This is a genomic window from Rhodovulum sp. 12E13, from assembly GCF_003340565.1.
Classification (GTDB): domain Bacteria; phylum Pseudomonadota; class Alphaproteobacteria; order Rhodobacterales; family Rhodobacteraceae; genus HLUCCA09.
This window is the reverse complement of the sequence record NZ_QPLK01000004.1, coordinates 69,096-89,496: the sequence shown is the minus strand read 5'-3', so window position 1 is coordinate 89,496 and position 20,401 is coordinate 69,096. Positions and strand designations below refer to the sequence as shown.

The window sequence follows — 20,401 nt, the reverse complement described above, 5'->3', positions numbered from 1 at the left end:
CACCCCGGCACGCGGGCCACCGGCAAAGCGGGCGCGGCGGGGGCGCCCGTCGCGGGACGGGCGCGGCCCCCTGCTTCTTTCTGTTCCAAATACGCCCGCCGAAGGCGTTCCGCCCGTGCCGCCGACGCGCGGCCGGGCACTCAGCGCAGGCGTTCGAGCAACGCGAGCGAAGCGTAGCCGTCGGGGATCAGGCCGGCAGCGGTCTGGTAACGGCGGATGGCGGCCTCGGTATTGGGGCCGATCCGGCCGTCGACGCCCTGCGTGTCGAAGCCCGCCCGCGTCAGCCGCGCCTGCAGTTCCTCCCGCTCGGAAAAGCTGAGTGCGCGGTCGCCGCGGGGCCATTCGGCCTGGATGGGCGGGCCGCCGGCGATCCGGTCGGCGAGGTGGCCGACGCCGATTACGTAGGCGTCGGCGGGGTTGTAGCGCTCGATCACGCCGAAATTGTCGAACACCATGAAGGTCGCGCCGCGCGCCCCCGCCGGCAGCAGGATCGAGGCGGGCCCGTGATCGGGCACCGCCCGCCCGGCGGTGTCGCGCACGCCCATCCGCGCCCACTCGTCCGGGTCGCGGGTGATCGCGCGCCCCGTCAGCGCGTAGTCGAAGCCCTGCGGCAGCACCACCTCGACGCCCCAGGGCTGACCCGCCTGCCACCCGAACCGGGCAAGGTAGGCGGCCGTCGAGGCGAGCGCGTCGGTCGGATCCTTGCCCCAGATGTCGCGCCTCCCGTCGCCGGTGAAGTCGACCGCGTAGTCGAGGAACGAGGTAGGCATGAACTGGGTGTGCCCCATCGCGCCGGCCCACGAGCCGCGCATCGACCGCGGGTCGGTGTCGCCCGCCTGCAGGATGCGCAGGGCCGCGATCAGCTGCGCCTCGAAGAAGGCGGCGCGGCGCCCGTCGAAGGCCAGCGTGGCGAGCGAGCGGATCACGTCGTTCGACCCGCGGAAGCTGCCGTAGGACGTCTCGAGACCCCAGACCGCCACCACCACCTCGGCCGGCACGCCGTACCGCTGCTCGATGGCCGCGAGCGTCGTGCGGTGCCGGTCGAGCGCGGCGCGGCCGTTACGCACGCGCGTGTCCGACACGGCGCTGTCGAGATAGTCCCACAGTGTGCGGGAAAACTCGGCCTGGTTGCGGTCGAGGCGGATCACCTCGGGGTCGTAGCCGACCCCGGCAAAGGCCGACTGCAGCACGGGCGCCGAGATGCCCTCGGCCGCGGCGCGGCGCTTGAAGTCGGCCACCCAGGCGTCGAACCCGGCATGGCTGGCGCGCGCGGCGGTGAACTCCATGTCAGCCAGCGCCGACGGCCGCGCCTGCGGCCGCAGCGACGCCTCGACCGCCGGCGCCGCGGCGGCAAGCACGGGATAGAGGAAGACTGTCGCGGCGACGAGGGCCGCGGCGGATGCTCGGATCATGGGGTGGGTCGCCTGTCACTGCCGTTCTTCGTTTGGACGGAGTATAGCCGGAGCCAGGGTTTCCGGAAAGTGAAGCATGGCCCGGATTCTCCCTATCGGCGGGCTGTCGCCCTTTCGGCACGGCGCTCCCTCGCCGCGGCTGCCGCCGGCAGCGGGGCGGCAGCGCTTGCGCGCGCCGGCGTGCCGGCCTACCTGTGCGGCGCACGTGCCAAGAGGAGTTCCGCCCGATGCTCATCGCGATCTACCAGGTCCTCCAGCTCGTCCTCGGGGCGGTCTTCTTCATCATGATCGTGCACATCATCATGAGCTGGCTGATCAATTTCAACGTGCTCAACGCCCGGCAGGAATTCGTCGGCGCCATCTGGACGGGGCTGAACCGCCTGCTCGAGCCGGTCTACCAGCCGATCCGGGGCATCCTGCCCGATACGCGGCCGCTCGACCTCGCGCCGCTCGTGGCCTTCCTTATCGTCATCGCCCTGCGCGACATCATCCTGCCGACGGCCTTCGGCCTGCGCTGAGGCAAGGCCCGTGCGCGACGAGCCGGCACAGGGTGCGCGCGACCCGCGCGAGGCGCTGCGCTCGGTCTTCGGGTTCGGCAGTTTCCGCCCCGGCCAGGAAGAGATTGTCGAGACCGTGCTGCGCGGGGCAGACACGCTGGCGATCATGCCAACGGGCGGCGGCAAGTCGCTCTGCTACCAGCTTCCGGCGATCTGCCGCGATGGCGTCACGCTTGTCGTCTCGCCGCTCATCGCGCTGATGCGCGACCAGGTGCGCGCCCTCCGCGAGGCGGGCGTGGCCGCCGGCGCGCTGACCTCGGGCAACACCGACGACGAGACCGACGCGGTCTGGCGCGACCTGGACGCGGGCCGGCTGAAACTGCTCTACCTCGCGCCCGAGCGCCTCGCCTCGGGCGCGATGGACAGGGTGCTGGCGCGGGCGGGCGTGCGGCTCATCGCGGTGGACGAAGCCCATTGCGTCAGCCAGTGGGGGCACGACTTCCGCCCCGACTACCTGCGGATCGGCGCGCTGCGGCAGGCCCTCGGCGTGCCTCTCGCCGCCTTCACCGCCACCGCCGACGCCGAGACGCGCGACGAGATCGTGGCGCGGCTCTTCGCCGGCCGCGCGCCGCGCACCTTCCTGCGCGGCTTCGACCGACCCAACATCCACCTCGCCTTCCAGCCGAAGGATAGCCCGCGCGCCCAGATCCTGCGCTTCGCCGATGTGCGCAGGGGCCGCTCGGGCATCGTCTATTGCGGCACGCGGGCGCGCACCGAGGCGCTGGCGCAGGGGTTGCGCGAGGCGGGCCACGCTGCGCTGTTCTACCACGGCGGTATGGAGGCCGACGCGCGCCGCGAGGTCGAGGCGGCATTCCAGCGCGAGGACGGGCTGATCGTGGTGGCCACCGTCGCCTTCGGCATGGGGGTGGACAAGCCCGACATCCGCTGGGTCGCCCATGCCGATCTGCCCAAGTCGATCGAGGCCTATTACCAGGAGATCGGGCGCGCGGGCCGCGACGGCGCGCCCGCCGAGACGCTTACCCTCTACGGCCCCGAGGACATCCGCCTGCGGCGCGCGCAGATCGACGAGGGCCTCGCCCCCCCCGAGCGCAAGGCGGCCGATCACGGGCGGCTCAATGCGCTGCTGGGGCTGGCCGAGGCTCTGGGCTGCCGCCGACGCCAGCTGCTCGCCTATTTCGGCGAGGAAATGCCGGAGCCCTGCGGCAACTGCGATCTGTGCGACCGTCCGCCGGACACGTTCGACGGCACGACGCCCGTGCGCATGGCCCTCTCGGCGGCGCTGCGCACGGGCGAGAGCTTCGGCGCGGGGCACCTGATCGACATTCTGACGGGCAACGCCACCGACAAGGTGCGCCAGCGGGGGCATGACGGGCTGCCCACCTTCGGGGTCGGGCGCGACTGGGACAAGCGCCAGTGGCAGGCGATCTTTCGGCAGATGATGGGGCACGACCTGATCCGCCCGGACCCCGAGCGCCATGGCGCGCTGCGCATGACCGAGGCCGCCCGCCCCATCCTGCGCGACGAGCAGGCGATCACCCTGCGCCGCGACGCGCTGGCGCGCGAGCGCGGCCGGCCCCAGCCCAAGGCGCTGGTGTCCGACGAGGACGCACCGCTGCTCTCGGCGCTCAAGGCGAAGCGGCGTGCGCTGGCCGAGGCGCAGGGCGTGCCGCCCTATGTCGTCTTCAACGACAAGACGCTGATCGAGATGGCCGAGCGCCGCCCGGCCTCGCTCGACGCGATGGCCGGCATCTCGGGCGTCGGCGCGACCAAGCTGGAGCGCTACGGCACGGCCTTTCTCGAGGTGATCGCCGGCGCCCCCGCGCCCGGGCTGCACCCCGCGCGCCGCAGGCTGGCGGGCTCCGACGCCGGCCCGCTCTTCGACCGGCTGCAGGCGATCCAGCTGCGGCTCGCCCGCGGCGAGGACGGGACGGGCAAGCATCTCTCCTGCACCCACTCGACGCTGCGCCAGATCGCCGAGCGGCGCCCCGCGACGGAGGCGGACCTCGCCCGCATCCCCGGCATGGGCGAGATGAAGGTCGAGCGCTTCGGCGCCGCCTTCCTCGCCGCCATCGCGGAGGCGGGCGACTAGCGACCGGGGGCCGTGCTCGGCGAGGGGGGCGGATCAGGCCGGAGCGGCGCCGCGCGCGGCCCAGAGCGCGCCGCGCCGGATCATCTCGGTCACCTGCGGCACCTTGAGGTCGTCGAGCGTGTGCCCGATCGAGCAGTAGAAGATGCGCCCCCGGTCCCAACGCCGGGTCCAGACCACGGGCATCACGGTGCCCTCGATCCACCACAGGTGCTCGCCCGAGAAGGTCGTCGTGGCCAGCACCTCGTTCGAGGGATCGACGAGCATGTAATACTGCTCCGAGTGCAGGCGGAAGCTGCCGATGCCTTCGACCAGAGGGTGGTGCGGCTTGCAGATCGTCACGTCGTAGTCGACGAAATCGTCCGACGGCACGGGGTTGTCGGGCCAGCCCGGCGGGTGCGCCACGAACTGCCCCCCGATGAGAAAGTGATAGGTCGGCCGGTCGCGGAAGGCGTCGCCCATGTGGCCGTGCCAACCGGCCAGGCCGCAGCCCTTGCCGACCAGCTCGAGCAGGCCGTCCTCCTCCTGCTTCGTCATGTTGCCGAATTCGGGGCGGTGGGCCGAGCGCGCCGACGACCAGATCGGCACGATCAGGTCGACATCGGCCATCCCGTCGGGGTCGGCCAGCGGCGCGAGCGTGTCGCGCACATCGACCTCGAAGCCGTTTTCCTTCAGCAACCCTTCGCACCAGTCGGCGAAGTCGGTGGGCGTGTGCCCCTCCCAACCGCCGACGAAAAGAGAGGCCTTCATGCCTGTCTGTCTCCCATGAACGTCAGGATTGAGGCCAAGTCACGCGCGCCGAAGCCCGCGCGCTCGGCCTCTTCCAGGATGTCGAGCGTCACGCGCCCCTGCGGCATCGCCGTGCCCAGCGCCTCGGCCAGCGCCGCGGTGACCGCCATGTCCTTCTTCGCCAGCGCCACCGTGAAGGTCACGTCATGGGCGGCCTCGTCGAGATAGAGCGGCCGGCGATACCCGATCATCGGCGCCGCGGCTGCGCTCGCCCCGATCACGTCGAATGCCGCCTCGCGCGGGATGCCCGCCGCCTCGGCCAGCGTCACCGCCTCGGCCAGCGTCTGGTTGAGGCCGTGGATCAGCGAATTGACGGCGAGCTTCATGATCGCGCCCGCGCCGACAGCGCCGAGGCAGATCGTCTTGCGCCCCATCGCGTCGAGGAGGGGCCGCAGGGGCGCGGCCTGCCCCTCCGCGCAGCCCGCCATGATCAGCAGCTGCGCATCCGCCGCCGCCTGCGTCGCCCCCGAGACCGGCGCGTCGATCACCGTCACGCCCTCGGGCGCCTCTGCGGCCAGCGCGCGGATGTGGTCGGGGCTCATCGTGCCCATCTCGAGCATCACGCGCGGCCCGCCCGCGGCGAACAGGCCGTCCGGCCCGTGATGCACCGCCTCCGACGAGGGATCGTCGGCCAGCATCGTCACCACCGCCTCGGCGCCCGCCGCCGCCGCCCGGGGCGTATCGACTACCCCGGCGCCGATCTGCGCCCCGAGCGCCGCGGCCTTGTCGCGCGTACGGTTCCACAGCACCAGGTCGTGCCCGGCCCGCGCGAGGTTGCGCGCCATGGGCGCGCCCATGCGCCCCAGCCCGACGACGGCGACCCTCACGCCGCCTTGCCGCCGCCCTCGGCGCGGATGCCCGAGATCGCCTGAATGAGGCTGTCTTCCGTCACCTCGTCCGAGGTGAACGTGCGGATCAGTTCGCCGTGATACATCGCCACGATCCGGTCGCTGACATGCAGCACCTCGGGCATCTCCGACGAGATGACCATCACCGCGTAGCCCTGGCTGGCGAGCTGGCGGATCAGCTTGTGGATTTCCGACTTGGACCCGACGTCGATGCCGCGCGTCGGCTCGTCCACGATCAGCAGCGTGGGGTGCATCGACAGCCATTTGCCGATCACGATCTTCTGCTGGTTGCCGCCCGACAGGTTGCCGACCAACTGGCGCCACCCGGGCGTGCGGATGTCCAGCTTGTCGCGGTACTGGTCGAATATCGCCACCTCGGCCCCGTCCGAGACGAAGGGGCCGGCGGTCAGGTCGCCCACCTGAGGCAGGGTCATGTTGTCCCGGCAGTTCATGCCGAGCACCAGGCCCTGCCCCTTGCGATCCTCGGGCACGAGGCTGATGCCGCGCTCGATCGCGTCGGCCGGCGAGTGCAGATGAACCTCCTGGCCGTCGAGCAGGATCTGCCCGGCCGACGGCGCGCGAAGGCCGAAGAGCGTCTCGGCGATCTCGGTGCGCCCGGCGCCCACGAGGCCGTAGAAGCCCACCACCTCGCCGCGCCGGATCTCGAAGGAGATGTCGCGGTAGAGGTCGCCGCAGGACAGCCCCCGCACCTCGAGCGCCACGTCGCCCAGCTCGGCGTGCTCGTGGTTGCGGCTGAGATCGAGCGAGCGGCCGATCATCAGTTGCGTCACCTCGTCCTCGGTCGTCTCGGCCGTCACCAGCGTGCCCCGATACTGGCCATCGCGCAGCACGCTGATCCGGTCGGTGATCTTGAAGATCTCCTCCATCCGGTGCGAGATGTAGATGATCCCCACCCCGTCATTCCTGAGATCCTCGATCACCTCGAACAGCACGACCTTCTCTGCGTCGGTCAGCGAGGCTGTCGGCTCGTCGAAGATCACCGCCTTGGCGTCGACCGTCAGCGCGCGGGCGATCTCCACCATCTGCTGATTGGCGATCGAAAGCGAGCCGACGGTCGTGCGCGCGTCGAACCCCACCTTCAGCTTCTTCAGGATCTCGTTCGTCTGCGCATGGAGCTTCGCCCAGTCCACGCGGCCGAAGCTCTTCCGCGGCAGCTCGCCGAGATAGATGTTCTCGGCCACCGTCAGCTCTTCGGCGAGCGACAGCTCCTGGTGGATGAAGACGATGCCCTTGGCCTTGGCCTCGAGCGGGTTGGTCATCACGACCGGTTCCTCGCCCACCAGGATGCGGCCCTCGTTGGGTTGATGGATGCCGCCGAGCACCTTCATCAGCGTGCTCTTGCCGGCCCCGTTCTCGCCCATCAGGGCGTGCACCTCGCCAGGCAGCACCTCGAACGAGACGCCGTCGAGCGCGCGGACGCCGGGAAAGGTCTTGACGATGTTTTCCAGTCTCAGCGCCGGCTTGGTCATATCCTCAGGGCCTCCTTGCCCTTCACGTTCAGCTGCCGGTCGAGGAACAGCACCGCGATCAGGATGAGGCCGATCACCAGGTTCACCGTCGACGTGTCGGCGCCGATATGGTTGAGCCCGCGGCGCAGGATCTGGATCGCCAGCACCCCGCCGAGGGTGGAGACGATCGAGCCCGAGCCGCCGGTCAGCTTGGTTCCGCCCAGGACGACGGCGGTGATGATCCACAGTTCGTAGAGCATCCCGTCATTGGGGTTCACCGACCCCGTCTCGGAATAGAACACCACCGCCGAGAGGGCCGCGAGGAAGCCGATGATCATGAAGTTGATCATCATGTGCGGCCCCACCCGGATGCCGGCATTCACCGCCGCCTCGCGGTTGTCGCCGATGGCGTAGGCGTTGCGCCCGTGCACGGTGCGGTTCATCAGCCACCACATCCCGACGGTGACGAGCAGCAGGAACCACGTCGCGGTGTGCAACCCGAGAAACTGCGCCTCGGCGAAATCCACCAGCGTCCAGTTGAGGTGCGAGGTCGGCTGCTCGCCGTTGTACATGAAGACGAGGCCGCGGAAGCCCAGCATGGCCCCCAGCGTGACGATGAAGGCGTCGACGCCGGTCTTCCACACGAGGAAGCCGTTGACCGCCCCGAGCGCCACACCGACCAGCAGCGCGAACACCCATGCCAGCGGGAGCGACCAGTCGCCCATCGCCGCCATGAAGGGCCACGTCATGCTGTCGAGCAGGATCACGGCGGCCAGCGCGAAGATCGCGCCGACCGACAGGTCGATGTTGCCGTTGACCATGACGAGGGTCATCCCCATGGCGATGATGCCCAGGGGCGCCGACTGCTTGAGCAGCAGCAGCAGGCTGTCCCACGTCAGGAAGGCCGTGTCCGAGGCCGACAGGAACTGGCCGGCGATCGAGAAGAAGGCAAGCTCGAGAGCGATGAACGCCCAGATCGCGCCGCTGCGGAGGAACGTGCTCAGTCTGCCAGGTGCCATCACGCTACCCTCCTCCTCAGGCGATCGGCGACAGCAGCCGGCCGCGCTTCGCCGCGATGTCCAGCCAGACCGCCAGGATGATGATGATCCAGGTCACGACGAACTGGACGTAGAACTGCAGCCCGATCAGCAGCAGGCCGTTCTGGATGAAGCCCAGGATCAGCACGCCGATGACGGTCTTGAAGATCGTCCCCGAACCGCCCATCAGAGAGGCGCCGCCGAGGATGACGGCCGCGAGCACCTCGAGCTCCATCCCCTGACCCACGGTGTTCTGCGAGCCCATCGACCGGCTCGCCTGGATCAGGCCCGCCGTCGCCACGCAGAAGGCCGAGATCAGGTAGCAGGTGAACACCGTCCGCGCCCGCCGGATGCCGGAAAAGGTGGCGGCCGTCCCGTTGCCCCCGACCGCATACACCTTGCGCCCGAAGGGGGTCTTGGCCAGCACGATTCCCAGCACCGCGGCGAGGAGGGCGAACATCAGGATGGGCACCGGAATGCCCAGCGCCGTGCCCTGCCCGAACACGGAAAACCACGTGCCCTCCTTGTCGGCGATGTCCATGTTCTGGCCGCCCGACCACGTGAGAGTGAGGCCGTGGATCGCCGATAGCATCCCCAGCGTCACGATCAGCGAGTTGAGCCGGAGATAGCCGACGAGAAATCCGATCACCGCCCCGATCGCCAGCGTCAGCCCGAACATCGCCGGGATCGCCAGCGCCGGACCCAGCGTGTCGTGCAGATCGAGGACCACGATGGTCGAAAAGCTCATCAGCGAGCCCACCGACAGGTCGAGGTTGCCGCTGATGACCACGAACGTGACGCCGAGCGCCATCACGCCCAGGATCGCCGAGGAGCGGATCACGCCGAGTATGTTGTCGGGGTCGAGAAAGCGGTCGTTGGCCAGCGTGAAGCCGACCATGAACAGGATGAAGGCGATCAGGATGCCCTGCTTCGCCAGAAAGGTGCCGACCTTCGCACCGGTCAATCCCCCCGCACCGCGGGCAGGCCTTTCCTGCGCAGCCTCGCTCATGGCTCAACTCCTCCCGTGCCCGTCTCCGGGCGAATGGCGGGCAGGCGCGTCAGACGAGGGTCATGCCCCCGTCGATCATCACGATCTGCCCCGTCATGTAGTCGCTGTCCCTGCTGGCCAGGAACGTCGTCGTACCCGTTATGTCGTCTGGCGTGGCCACCCGTCCCTTCAGGATGTCGGCGGCGAACTCCTCCATCGCCTGGCCGGGGCGCTCTGCGGCGCCGATCTCCATCAGGTCGCGGTCCACCTGCTCCCACATCTCGGTGGCCACCACGCCGGGGGCGAACCCCGTCACCACGATACCATGGCGGGCCAGGTCGCGCGCGCCCGACTGCGTGAGCGACACGACCGCCCATTTTGATGCGCAGTAGGGGGCCACGTTGTCGAAACCCTGCCGGGACGCGATGGACGCGGTGTTGACGATCTTGCCCGCCACGCCGTCGGCCCCCCTGCCCTGCGCGATCATCTGGCGCGCGGCCTCCTGCATCCCGATCAGGCAGCCGAGGCCGTTGACCCCCATGATGAAATTCCAGTTGTCCTCGGTCACGTCCATGAAATTCATCGGCCGGTTGACGCCGGCATTGTTGAACTTCACGTCGAGCCGGCCGAACCGCTCCACGACCTGGCCGATGGCGTCGCGCACCGACGCCCGGTCGCGCACGTCGAGGGCCGCCGCCATGGCGTTGCCCGCGTTGCCGTTCAGCCGGCGGTTGGCGGCCTCGGCCACGTCGGCCACCTTGTCGCCGTCGAGATCGGCGAAACAGACCTGTGCGCCCTCGTCGAGCAGGGCCTCGCCGATGGCCCGGCCGATGCCGCGCGCGGCGCCGGTCACGAGGCACACGCGCCCCGATACACGTCCCATGCCGTCCTCCCTGCGGACCCTGTGGGCAAGAAGCGGCTGCGAGGCGCGTTCCCCGCAGCCGCCAGGGGAGGTTCCTCAGAAGACGGGCTTCTCGAACTCGTCCATGTTCTCCTGGGTGATCTTCGGCGTGTCGAAATAGTTGAGGAAGGGCACTTCCTCGCCGTTCAGCACGTCGATCGCCGTCTGCAGCGCGGCCTCGGCGTCATCGACCGGCGACTGGTAGATCGAGCCCCAGTAGTCACCCGCCGCCATCGCCTCGTAGCCCACGGCGAAGTTGGTGGCCCCGACGAAGGTGATGTCGCCCGCGCGACCCGCGGCCCGCGCGGCGTTCAGGGCGCCCACGCCCATGTTATCGTCGCCGGAATAGACGCCGTCGATGTCGTCATACTTGACGAGGAAGGCCTCCATCACCTGCTGGCTCTTCTCCCGGTTCCAGTCGCCCGGCTGCGTCTCCATCAGGGTGACGTTCGGGCAGACCTCGGGCAGACGCTCCTCGAAGCCCTGGGCGCGCTCGATGGCGGTGGTGTAGCCCGGCTGGCCCGAGATCTGCACGATCTGCGCCTCGTCCTCGATGCCGAGCTCCTTGAAGCGGTCGCACATGATCTCGGCCGAACGCGACCCCTGGGTGATGTTGTCGGGCCCCGAGAACGAGGCGACGAAGTCGAAGCCCTGCTCGGCGATGTTCGAGTTGGTCACGATGACGGGGATGTCGGCCTGGAAGGCCTGACGCACGACGGGGATCACCGCTTCGCCGTTCGTCGGCCAGATGATGATCGCGTCGACCTCCTGCTGGATGAGGTCTTCCATCTGGGCGATCTGGCGGGCGACGTCGCCGCCGGCGTCGAGCACCACCGTCTCGACGTCGGGGTTGGCCTCGGCGGCGGCGATGAACGCCTTTTCATACGTGGTCTGGTAGCTGTCGACGCCCACGTTGTTCTGCGTGATGCCGATCGTGTACTCCTGCGCGGTCGCGGCGCCGGCCAGCGCGAGGCCGGCGGCGGTGGTGGCGGCGAGCATGCTGCGGATGTTCATTCTGGGTCTCCTCCCGGTTCCTCTAGATATTCTGGCCCCTGCCTGTCCTCACGGCCGGGGATTCGCCGCGGCAGACGCCGACGGACTGCGCTTAACTTGCGCTGAAGGCGTGAGCAGGGATGCCCGAAAAGTGTTCATTACGGATATAAAAATATCCATAGTGGATATACAACCGATATTACCAGCTGACCGAAATGAACAAGCTGCGAGGCGTCGCGAATGACCCGACCGAAAACATCCAGAACGAACGATCGGTCGGCAGCCGTCGCGCCCCGACCGCACAGGGCGACCGTTGGAATGAACAAGATGGGCCTTACAGACGCACGCGCCGCCGCGACCCCCGTCGCGTCGCCGATCGCGTCGTCCGTGGCCACCGGCGACGCCCTGCGCCTGATCGGCTTCCTCGACGACCTCTGCGAAGAGGTCGAAGGCACCATCGACCTGATCCAGACCGATGCGCATCTGCGCATGGCGCTCAACCTCTTGCGCAACCATTTCGAGGGGCGCACCGTCACGCCCACATCGCTGATCGGCGCCAGCCGCGTGCCCTACGCCACCGCCACGCGCCGCCTGCGCGCCATGGTGGATGCCGGGCTCATCGAGCAACGCCCCCGGACCCCCTCGGGGAAGTCCTTCTCGCTTCATCCCAGCCCCGCCCTGCTCGACGCCTGGACGCAGCTGGCCGACCGTGTCCGCCGCCTGACCGATACGCGCCTCGGCACACCCAGGCACGACCCCGCGACCGAAGACTACTATTTCGGCGGCTCCTACCGCGCGGCGCAGTCGCTGCCGCCGCTGCAGGTGCGCCCCGATCCGCTGCGGCTGGCGGGCGGCCTGCGCGTGCTCGCCCATGGCGATCCGACCTTCATGGTGATGGACAATCTCAAGCGCCAGTTCGAGCAATCCATCGGCCTGTCGATCCACCAGCGCGCCTTTTCGATCGACCGGCTGCGCGACGAGGCCCTGCGCAACGCCGAACGCACGGCCAGCCGCTACGATCTCGTCGCGGTCGACCTGCCGTGGTTCGGCGAGTTCGTGGAGAAAGGCGTGCTCCTGCCGCTCGACGAGGTGATCGACCTCGCTCGCCTCGACCCGGCCGACTTCCACACCGCGGGCTGGCAGGCCACCCACTGGGGCGGGCGCCCCTACGGCGTGCCCGCACAGACCACGCCGGAGCTGCTGTTCTACCGCAAGGACATGTTCGCCGAGGCGGGGCTGGAGCCGCCAGACAGCACCGATGCGCTGCTCGCAGCCGCCCGCTCCCTGCACGACCCCTCACGCGGGGTTCACGGCATCGCGTGGAACGCCGCCCGCGGCACCGCCCTCGGGCACACCGTGCTGATGACGCTCGCCGATTTCGGCCAGCCCGCGCTCGACCTGCCGGCCATCGCCGGCGGCTACGACTGCGCCGGACTGTCGAGCGGCGACCATCGCCCAACCATCGACACCGAGGCCGGCCTAGCCGCGGCGGAGTTCCTGCTCGAGCTGCTCGCCTACTCGCCGCCCGACATCCTGTCGATGTCGTGGTACGAGCGTATCCGCCCCTACGCGGCGGGCTCGGTCGCCATGGCCTACGGCTATACCCTGCTCGCGCCGTATTTCGAGCTCGACCCGGGCTCGCCCGCCTGCGGGCAGACGGGCTTCCTGCCGCACCCGCCGGGGCCGGGGGGCACGCCGGTCGCCCCGGTCGGCGGCTACGCGCTCGGCCTGCCCGCCAACCTCGCGCCCGAGCGGCGCGCGGCGGCGGCAGAGGCGCTCGCTGTCTTCACCTCGCCCGAGGCGCAGAAGCTATTCGTGCAGAACGGCAGCCGCACCAACCCGCGCTACTCGGTCGGCGCCGACCCCGAGGTGCGCCGCATCTCGCCGATCTTCGAGGCGGTCGAGGCGATGTCGTGGCGCGACGAACTGCAATTCTGGCCGCGGCCGCCGGTGCCGCAGATCACCGAGATCATCCGCATCTGCGGCGAGGAATTTCACGACATGCTGCGGGGCCTGCAATCCCCGCGCGAGACGCTGCGCAAGGCCCAGTCCCGGGCCGACGCGCTGTTCTGAACAACGAGGGACCAAGGGAGGAGCCAGATGGACCCCAACCGCCTTAAGGGCAAGAACATCCTGATCACGGGCGCCGCCAAGGGCATGGGCGCCAAGAATGCCGAGCACTTCGCCGAGCAGGGCGCCAATGTCTGCATCGGCGACATCGACGTCGAAGAGGCGCAGAAGGTGGCCGACGCCATCAATGCCGCGGGCAACGGCCGCGCCATCGCCGTGAAGATGGACGTCACCAGCAGGGAGGACAACGCCGCCGCCGTCGCCGCCACGGTCGAAGCCTTCGGCGAGATCAACGTCGGACTGTTCAACGCCGGCCTGAACAAGCCCAGGTTCTTCATGGATATCGACGAAGACAACTGGGACATGATCATGAACGTCAACACAAAGGCGATGTGGCTCGGCATGCAGGAGACCGCACGCCAGATGATCGAGCAGGGCAAGCGCGACTATCCCTACAAGATCATCAACGTGGGCTCGATCGCCAGCCGCAAGCCGCTGGTCGACGTGACGGTCTACTGCACCTCGAAATACGGCTGCCTCGCGCTCACCCATTGCGGCGCCGTGGCGCTCGCCGAGCACAATATCACCGTCAATGGCTACGCGCCGGGCGTGGTGGTCACCCCGCTCTGGGAGCAGCTCGACAAGGACCTGATCGACATCGGCTTCAAGGAGCGCGAGGGGCAGGCCTACGAGGACATCGTGCGCGACGCGCTGCAGATCAAGCGGGTCTCCTACCCCGACGACGTGAAGGGCACGGCTGCGTTCCTGGCCAGCCCCGACAGCGACTACATGACCGGCCAGATGATCCACATCGACGGCGGCTGGTGCATCCAGTGACGTGACCGCGGGCTTAGGCTGCGTGCTCGGCACGCACCGCCCGCCGCCGGCCGGCCCGCCGGCGACCCGCCGACCAACCCGCGGTGCGTGCCGAGCACGCACCCTACGCCTCACGGGAGGACGACCCCATGAACCAGGCCCTGAACCCACGCATCCTGCAACCATCCGATCTGGATCCGAACTGGCGCTGGGAGGGGCGGCTGCCCGCCTGGGGCCATACCTCGGTCGATTTCGAGCGGCGGGTCGACCACGACCGCCTGCGCCGCTACCGGCTGAGCCGCGCCAAGCAGGCGCTCAAGGGCTCGGAGTGCGGCGCGCTGCTGCTCTTCGACGTCAACAACATCCGCTACGTCTCGGGCACCAAGATCGGCGAGTGGGAGCGGGACAAGATGTGTCGCTTCGCCCTGCTCGCCGGCGACGCCGAGCCTTATGTGTGGGATTTCGGCTCGGCCGCCGTCCACCACAGGAAATACGCCGACTGGCTCGACCCCGAGCATTGCCGCGCCGGCGTCGTGGGCATGCGCGGCACGATCCCGCCCTCCTTCGGGCTGATGAAGCACTATGCCGAGGAGATCGCGGCGCTGCTGCGCGAGGCGGGCGTGGCCGACATGCCCGTGGGCGTCGACTACGCCGAGACAGCGATGTTCTTCGCCCTGCAGGAGGCGGGCATCAAGGTGGTGGACGGCCAGCAGATCATGCTGTCGGCCCGCGAGATCAAGAACGTCGACGAGATCCAGCTGCTGACCCAGGCGGCCAGCATGGTCGACGGGGTCTACCACATGATCTACGAGGAGCTTAAGCCGGGCATCCGCGAAAACGACATCGTCGCGCTGTCGAACAAGATGCTCTACGAGATGGGGTCCGACGACGTCGAGGCGATCAACGCCATCTCGGGCGAGCGCTGCAACCCGCACCCGCACAACTTTACCGATCGCTACTTCCGCCCCGGCGACCAGGCCTTCTTCGACATCCTGCAATCCTACCAGGGCTACCGCACATGCTACTACCGCACGTTCAACATCGGCCGCGCGACGCCGGAGCAGAACGATGCCTACGTCCGCGCGCGCGAGTGGCTCGACGACGCCATCGCGGCGATCAAGCCGGGCGTGACGACAGACCAGGTGGCCAAGCTGTGGCCCACGGCGGAATCCCTCGGCTTCCCCGACGAATTGTCGGCCTTCGGCCTGCAGTTCGGCCACGGTCTCGGGTTGGCGCTGCACGAGCGGCCGATCATCAGCCGGGCGGTGTCGCTCGACAACCCGATGGAGATCGAGACCGGCATGGTCTTCGCGCTGGAGACCTACTGCCCGGCAAAGGACGGCTATTCGGCCGCCCGGATCGAGGAGGAAGTCGTGGTCACCGACACCGGCTGCGAGGTGATCTCGCTGTTCCCGGCCGAGGAGCTGCCGATCGCCAACCGCTACTGATCGCCCCCGTGCCGGGGGCGATGCCTCCGGCGGGGATATTTGACGCAAGAAGAAGACGGGGGCGGCGCGCGCCGCTCCCGAGGGAGGGCGCGATGGCCGCGCAGGCTGCGAAGAAGACGGGCGGAAGCCGCTCGCGCAAGACACAGGGCGCCGCAAAGGCCGCGAAGGCGAACACCGAGGACTATCTGCGGATGTACCGGCAGATGGTGAAGATCCGGGCCTTCGAGGACCAGGCGAACCAGCTCTATCTCTCGGCGAAGATGCCGGGGCTGACGCACATGTATTCGGGGCAGGAGGCGGTCGCGGTCGGCATCTGCGAGGCGCTGACCGACGAGGACCGCATCACCTCGACCCACCGGGGCCACGGGCACTGCGTGGCGAAGGGGGCCGAGTTCCGGCAGATGTTCTGCGAGCTGCTCGGCCGCGAGGAGGGCTATTGCCGGGGCAAGGGCGGATCGATGCACATCGCCGACCAGGCCCACGGCAACCTCGGCGCCAACGCCATCGTGGGCGGATCGATGGGGATCGCCACGGGGGCGGCGCTGAGCGCGAAGCTGCAGGGGCGCGATTTCGTCACCGTCTGCTTCTTCGGCGACGGGGCGACGGCGCAGGGGCTGTGGTACGAGGTGATGAACATGGCCGCTCTGTGGAAGCTGCCGGTCATCTATGCCTGCGAGAACAACGGCTATTCCGAGTACACGAAGACCGAGGAGATCGCCGCGGGCTCGCTGACCGCGCGCGCCGAGGCGTTCGGGATCGAGGCGCACGGGGTCGACGGGCAGGACGTGCTGGCGGTGAACGAGCTGGCGCAGCGGCTGGTGGAGCGTGCGCGCCACGGCGAAGGGCCGTTCTTCGTGGAGCTCGACACCTACCGCTACCATGGCCACCATGTGGGCGACATCAACCGCGACTACTACCGCTCGAAGGACGAGGAAGCGGAGTGGAAGGAGCGGCGCGACCCGATCGTGAATTTCGGCAAGTGGCTGGAGGCAGAGGGGATCCTGTCGGCGGACGACCTAGTGGCGATCGGCGACGAGATCAGGGCGGAGGCCGAGTCGGCCGTCGCCTACGCTCTGAACGCCGGCTACCCCGAGGCGGGCGAGGTGGACATGCACGTCTTCGCCGGGGTCGACCACGCCCTTCCCTATATCGACGGATACGCGAAAGGAGCCGGGGCATGACCCGCGAGATCACGCTGTCGAAGGCCGTCAACGAGGCCATCGCCGAGGAGATGCGGCGCGATCCGGCCGTCTTTCTGATGGGGGAGGACGTGGCCGAGGCCGGTACGCCCTTCAAGGTTCTGGCCGGGCTGGTCGACGAGTTCGGCCCCGATCGGGTGATCGACACGCCGATCTCGGAGCCCGGCTTCGTCGGCATGGCCGTGGGGGCCGCGATGACCGGATCGCGCCCGATCGTCGACCTGATGTTCGGCGATTTCCTGTACCTGGTGATGGATCAGCTCTGCAATCAGGCGGCCAAGACCCACTACATGTCGGGCGGCAAGCTGACCGTGCCGATGGTGCTGCGCACCAATCTGGGCGCCACGCGGCGCTCGGCGGCGCAGCACAGCCAGTCGCTGCACGCGCTGGTGGCACACATCCCGGGGCTGAAGGTGGCGATGCCGTCGTCGGCCTACGAGGCGAAGGGCCTGATGAAGACGGCGATCCGCGACGAGAATCCGGTCGTGATCTTCGAGGACAAGCTCATGTACCAGGACAAGGCGCCGGTGCCGGAGGAGGAATACCTGATCCCCTTCGGCGCGGCCAACGTCCTGCGGGAGGGGCGCGACATCACCCTCGTCGCCACCTCGTCGATGGTGCAGGTGGCGCAGAAGGCGGCAGAGGCGCTTCAGGCCGACGGCATCTCGGCCGAGGTGATCGACCCGCGCACGCTGGTGCCCCTCGACGAGGCGACCATCGTGGAGAGCGTGAGGAAGACGAGCCGCGCCATCGTGATCGACGAGGGGCACCGCAACTTCGGCGTGACGGGCGAGATCGCCAGCCGCATCGCGGAGAAGGCGTTCTACCACCTCGACTACCCGGTGCAGCGGATGGGGGCGATGGACGTGCCGGTGCCGTTCAGCCCCGCGCTCGAGGACCTGACCGTGCCGACGCCCGAGGCAGTGGCCGAGGCCGCGCGCCGCGCGGTGAGGGGCGAGGTGGCCGATGCCGCATGAGGTGATCATGCCGGCGCTTGGCATGGCGCAGGATTCGGGCGTCATCGTCTCGTGGCTGAAGAACCCCGGCGACCCGGTGAAGACCGGCGACGCGCTGATGGAGGTGGAGACCGACAAGGCCACGATGGAGGTGGAGGCCGCCCATGACGGCTATCTTGCCGACGTGCGGGCCGGGGCCGGCGACAGCGTGCCCGTGGGACAGATCGTGGCGATCATCGCCGAGACGGCGGAGGGCGCGGGACAGGCGCCTTCGGGCAACGGCGCGGAGCGGGCGGCCCCCGACGAGACCCCGGCGCAGGCCGGGGCCGAGGCTGTGCCGGAGGGGCACGAGGTGATCATGCCGGCGCTCGGCATGGCGCAGGATTCTGGCATCGTGGTGGCGTGGCACAAGGAGGCCGGCGAAGCGGTGGCCGAGGGCGACGCGCTGCTCGAGGTCGAGACCGACAAGGCGACGATGGAGGTCGAGGCCGACCGTGCCGGATATCTGGCCGCGATCCTCGCCGAAGCGGGCGACGACGTGCCGGTCGGGCAGGTCATCGCGGTGATCTCTGCCGAGGCGCCCGGGGCGCCGATCCGGCGGGCGATGGCGGCGGCGCCGCAGGGCGGGGCGACGGCGCCAGGGCCCGAGCCCGCGGCAAGGGCCGAGCCGACGCCGCAAACCGAGCCGGCACCGGGGCCAGACCCTGCCGCGGCAGCCCTGCCGACACCGCGCCCGGCCGCCGCGCCGAAACCGGCCGGCCGTGTTCTTGCCTCGCCCAAGGCGCGCAGGCTGGCGGCGGAAGAGGGGCTCGACCTCGCCGATCTCGTCGCGGCCGGCCACCAGCCGCCCTTCCACGTGGCCGACCTCGAGACGCTGCGTGCCCTGCCGAAACCGGCCGCGGCGCAGGCTGCGGCCGGCGCGGGTCCGGTGGGCGTCGGCGAGGTGGGCGTCGTCTCGGCGGAGGTGGATGCGACCGGCTTCGACGCCTTCCGCGCGTGGCTGCAGGAAGAGGGCACCGCGCCCTCTTCGCCGCGCCTCCTCGCCGCTTTCGCGGCAGGGGCGCTGAGGGCGGCGCGCACGGACGAGGCTCCGCTCACCGTCGCCGCCGGCACCCTAGGCACGACAACCGCGTGGGACGACCCCGACCGCGCGCCGGTCTCGGCCGATCTGCCGGAGAGCGAGGCCCGGCCCCGCCTGGTCCTGCGCGACCTGACAGGCACCGCGCTCACGGGGATCAAACCGGCCGCCGCGCCCGTTCCGGTGGTGACGATCACCCGACGCGGCGACACGCTGGCGCTGCACCTCGCCCACGAAGCCACGCTGCCCGACGAGGCGGCGCTGACGCTGCTTTCGGGCCTCGCCGACCGGCTGCAAGAGCCGCTGCGGCACCTGCTCTGATACGGGAGGCACCCATGACCAAGCTCGACGCAACCTTCGAGACGCTGCCGACGGACCTCTACATCGACGGCGGCTGGCGCCCCGGATCCGAAGGCGCGCGCTTCGACGTGATCAACCCCGCCGACGAGAGCGTGCTGGCCTCCGTCGCCTCGGCCACGCTGGACGATGCCGACGCCGCGCTCGACGCCGCGCAGTCCGCCTTCGCCGACTGGGCGGGGCGCACCCCGCGCGAGCGCGGTGAAGTGCTGCGCCGGGCGTGGGAGCTGATGACCGCGCGGCTGGAGGATTTCGCCCGCCTCATCACGCTGGAGAACGGCAAGGCGCGGGCCGACGCCATGGGCGAGGCGACCTATGCCGCCGAGTTCTTCCGCTGGTTCTCGGAAGAGGCCGTGCGCACCGACGGCCTTCTGACGCGCGGCCCTTCGACCGGGGCGCGCATCGTGGTGCATCACAAGCCCGCGGGTATCGCCGTGCTGGTCACGCCGTGGAACTACCCGGCCGCGATGGGCACGCGCAAGCTGGCGCCGGCCCTCGCCGCAGGCTGCCCCTGCATCATCAAGCCCGCCTCCGAGACGCCGCTGACCATGCTGGCGCTGATGCCGCTGCTCGAGGAAGCGGGCGTGCCGAAGGGGCTGGTCAACGTGCTCCCCTCGCGCCAGACGGGCGCGCTGGTCGACCACCTGATGCATGATCCGCGGGTGCGGGTCATCTCGTTCACCGGCTCGACGCCCGTGGGCCGCAAGCTGCTGCACGGCGCCGCCGACCAGGTGCTCAAGCCCGCGATGGAGCTGGGCGGCAACGCGCCGCTCATCGTCTTCGACGACGCCGACATCGACGCGGCGGTGAAGGGCGCGATGCTGGCCAAGATGCGCAACCTCGGCGAGGCCTGCACCGCCGCCAACCGCTTCTACGTGCACGAGGCGGTGGCCGAAGAGTTCGCGCGGAAGATGACCGAGGCGATGGGCGCGCTGAAGGTCGGCAACGGGCTGGAGGAGGGCGTCGATGTCGGCCCGCTCGTCAACGCCGACACCCGCGACAAGGTGCACGCCTTCGTGCAGGACGCCATAGAGAAGGGTGCCAAGCTGAGGATCGGCGGCGAGAAGCCGGGCGGCAAGGGCTTCTACTATCCGCCCACGGTGCTGACCGACGTGCCGGAGACCGCCGACTGCGTGCATGACGAGATCTTCGGCCCCGTCGCCGCGATCCAGACCTTCACCGACACCGAAGACGTGATCCGCCGCGCCAACGACACCGAGTACGGCCTCGTCGCCTATGTCTTCTCCGGCGATTTCCGGCGCGGCCTGCAGGTGTCGGAGCGGCTCGACTACGGCATGGTGGGCCTCAACCGCGGGCTCGTCTCCGACCCCGCCGCGCCCTTCGGCGGCACCAAGCAGTCCGGGCTGGGGCGCGAGGGCGGTCACGAGGGGATGCACGAGTTCATGGAAGCCCAGTACATCTCGGCGGAGTGGTGA

17 protein-coding genes are annotated in these 20,401 nt (G+C 69.6%); 9 read left to right on the top strand and 8 right to left on the bottom strand.

The window, feature by feature from the left end:
- Positions 1-140: 140 nt before the first annotated feature.
- Entirely contained in the window at positions 141-1,412 is a 1,272-nt protein-coding gene (locus DLJ49_RS04920; protein ID WP_115392417.1) for a lytic murein transglycosylase, read from the bottom strand.
- A 227-nt stretch (positions 1,413-1,639) separates the two neighbouring features.
- On the opposite strand from DLJ49_RS04920, the gene DLJ49_RS04915 reads away from it, so the two are divergent.
- The gene (locus DLJ49_RS04915; protein ID WP_115392416.1) at positions 1,640-1,930 is read left to right on the top strand and encodes a YggT family protein; all 291 of its coding nucleotides are present in this window, start codon (positions 1,640-1,642) and stop codon (positions 1,928-1,930) included.
- A 10-nt stretch (positions 1,931-1,940) separates the two neighbouring features.
- A complete protein-coding gene (gene recQ, locus DLJ49_RS04910; protein WP_115392415.1) occupies positions 1,941-4,019 on the top strand; it encodes a DNA helicase RecQ in 2,079 nt (692 codons plus the stop codon).
- Between the two features lie 33 nt (positions 4,020-4,052).
- Here the strand turns inward: recQ and DLJ49_RS04905 are convergent, their stop codons facing one another.
- From DLJ49_RS04905 to DLJ49_RS04875, 7 genes are all read right to left on the bottom strand, one after another.
- On the bottom strand, positions 4,053-4,766 hold the full coding sequence (locus DLJ49_RS04905) for a ThuA domain-containing protein (RefSeq protein ID WP_115392414.1): 714 nt from the start codon (positions 4,764-4,766) through the stop codon (positions 4,053-4,055).
- Entirely contained in the window at positions 4,763-5,632 is an 870-nt protein-coding gene (locus tag DLJ49_RS04900) for an NAD(P)-dependent oxidoreductase (RefSeq protein ID WP_115392413.1), read from the bottom strand. The genes DLJ49_RS04905 and DLJ49_RS04900 overlap by 4 nt, the downstream gene beginning before the upstream one ends.
- Complete coding sequence (locus DLJ49_RS04895) at positions 5,629-7,143, bottom strand: sugar ABC transporter ATP-binding protein (RefSeq protein ID WP_115392412.1); 1,515 nt, start codon at positions 7,141-7,143, stop codon at positions 5,629-5,631. Before DLJ49_RS04895 ends, DLJ49_RS04900 begins: the two co-directional genes overlap by 4 nt.
- Entirely contained in the window at positions 7,140-8,141 is a 1,002-nt protein-coding gene (locus tag DLJ49_RS04890) for an ABC transporter permease (RefSeq protein WP_115392411.1), read from the bottom strand. Before DLJ49_RS04890 ends, DLJ49_RS04895 begins: the two co-directional genes overlap by 4 nt.
- Before the next feature lie 16 nt (positions 8,142-8,157).
- The gene (locus DLJ49_RS04885; RefSeq protein WP_369932491.1) at positions 8,158-9,057 is read right to left on the bottom strand and encodes an ABC transporter permease; all 900 of its coding nucleotides are present in this window, start codon (positions 9,055-9,057) and stop codon (positions 8,158-8,160) included.
- A 160-nt stretch (positions 9,058-9,217) separates the two neighbouring features.
- Positions 9,218-10,030: an SDR family oxidoreductase gene (locus DLJ49_RS04880; protein WP_115392409.1), complete on the bottom strand. Its 813-nt coding sequence runs from the start codon at positions 10,028-10,030 to the stop codon at positions 9,218-9,220.
- Between the two features lie 75 nt (positions 10,031-10,105).
- Entirely contained in the window at positions 10,106-11,062 is a 957-nt protein-coding gene (locus tag DLJ49_RS04875; protein ID WP_115392408.1) for a sugar ABC transporter substrate-binding protein, read from the bottom strand.
- A gap of 297 nt (positions 11,063-11,359) precedes the next feature.
- Here DLJ49_RS04875 and DLJ49_RS04870 point away from each other — a divergent pair, with 297 nt between their 5' ends.
- The 7 genes from DLJ49_RS04870 to DLJ49_RS04840 all read left to right on the top strand — a co-directional run bounded on the left by DLJ49_RS04870 (position 11,360) and on the right by DLJ49_RS04840 (position 20,401).
- A complete protein-coding gene (locus tag DLJ49_RS04870) occupies positions 11,360-13,114 on the top strand; it encodes an extracellular solute-binding protein (protein WP_115392407.1) in 1,755 nt (584 codons plus the stop codon).
- A 27-nt stretch (positions 13,115-13,141) separates the two neighbouring features.
- The gene (locus DLJ49_RS04865) at positions 13,142-13,948 is read left to right on the top strand and encodes an SDR family NAD(P)-dependent oxidoreductase (RefSeq protein ID WP_115392406.1); all 807 of its coding nucleotides are present in this window, start codon (positions 13,142-13,144) and stop codon (positions 13,946-13,948) included.
- A 128-nt stretch (positions 13,949-14,076) separates the two neighbouring features.
- Entirely contained in the window at positions 14,077-15,375 is a 1,299-nt protein-coding gene (locus DLJ49_RS04860) for a M24 family metallopeptidase (RefSeq protein ID WP_115392405.1), read from the top strand.
- 191 nt (positions 15,376-15,566) lie between these two features.
- Positions 15,567-16,556 carry a thiamine pyrophosphate-dependent dehydrogenase E1 component subunit alpha gene (locus DLJ49_RS04855; protein WP_233488769.1) on the top strand — a complete coding sequence of 330 codons (990 nt, stop codon included), beginning with the start codon at positions 15,567-15,569 and terminating at the stop codon, positions 16,554-16,556.
- Complete coding sequence (locus DLJ49_RS04850; protein ID WP_115392403.1) at positions 16,553-17,551, top strand: alpha-ketoacid dehydrogenase subunit beta; 999 nt, start codon at positions 16,553-16,555, stop codon at positions 17,549-17,551. Before DLJ49_RS04855 ends, DLJ49_RS04850 begins: the two co-directional genes overlap by 4 nt.
- Positions 17,541-18,929 carry a biotin/lipoyl-containing protein gene (locus tag DLJ49_RS04845; protein ID WP_115392402.1) on the top strand — a complete coding sequence of 463 codons (1,389 nt, stop codon included), beginning with the start codon at positions 17,541-17,543 and terminating at the stop codon, positions 18,927-18,929. Before DLJ49_RS04850 ends, DLJ49_RS04845 begins: the two co-directional genes overlap by 11 nt.
- A 14-nt stretch (positions 18,930-18,943) precedes the next feature.
- Entirely contained in the window at positions 18,944-20,401 is a 1,458-nt protein-coding gene (locus tag DLJ49_RS04840; RefSeq protein ID WP_115392401.1) for an NAD-dependent succinate-semialdehyde dehydrogenase, read from the top strand.

Coding starts and splice junctions, on each gene's coding strand:
- DLJ49_RS04905 (WP_115392414.1), bottom strand. CDS start 4,766: ATGAAGGCCTCTCTTTTCGTCGGCGGTTGGGAGGGGCACACGCCCACC.
- DLJ49_RS04915 (WP_115392416.1), top strand. CDS start 1,640: ATGCTCATCGCGATCTACCAGGTCCTCCAGCTCGTCCTCGGGGCGGTC.
- DLJ49_RS04870 (WP_115392407.1), top strand. CDS start 11,360: ATGAACAAGATGGGCCTTACAGACGCACGCGCCGCCGCGACCCCCGTC.
- DLJ49_RS04850 (WP_115392403.1), top strand. CDS start 16,553: ATGACCCGCGAGATCACGCTGTCGAAGGCCGTCAACGAGGCCATCGCC.
- DLJ49_RS04885 (WP_369932491.1), bottom strand. CDS start 9,057: ATGGTCGGCTTCACGCTGGCCAACGACCGCTTTCTCGACCCCGACAAC.
- DLJ49_RS04875 (WP_115392408.1), bottom strand. CDS start 11,062: ATGAACATCCGCAGCATGCTCGCCGCCACCACCGCCGCCGGCCTCGCG.
- DLJ49_RS04865 (WP_115392406.1), top strand. CDS start 13,142: ATGGACCCCAACCGCCTTAAGGGCAAGAACATCCTGATCACGGGCGCC.
- DLJ49_RS04920 (WP_115392417.1), bottom strand. CDS start 1,412: ATGATCCGAGCATCCGCCGCGGCCCTCGTCGCCGCGACAGTCTTCCTC.
- DLJ49_RS04895 (WP_115392412.1), bottom strand. CDS start 7,143: ATGACCAAGCCGGCGCTGAGACTGGAAAACATCGTCAAGACCTTTCCC.
- DLJ49_RS04880 (WP_115392409.1), bottom strand. CDS start 10,030: ATGGGACGTGTATCGGGGCGCGTGTGCCTCGTGACCGGCGCCGCGCGC.
- DLJ49_RS04840 (WP_115392401.1), top strand. CDS start 18,944: ATGACCAAGCTCGACGCAACCTTCGAGACGCTGCCGACGGACCTCTAC.
- DLJ49_RS04855 (WP_233488769.1), top strand. CDS start 15,567: ATGTACCGGCAGATGGTGAAGATCCGGGCCTTCGAGGACCAGGCGAAC.
- DLJ49_RS04860 (WP_115392405.1), top strand. CDS start 14,077: ATGAACCAGGCCCTGAACCCACGCATCCTGCAACCATCCGATCTGGAT.
- DLJ49_RS04845 (WP_115392402.1), top strand. CDS start 17,541: ATGCCGCATGAGGTGATCATGCCGGCGCTTGGCATGGCGCAGGATTCG.
- DLJ49_RS04890 (WP_115392411.1), bottom strand. CDS start 8,141: ATGGCACCTGGCAGACTGAGCACGTTCCTCCGCAGCGGCGCGATCTGG.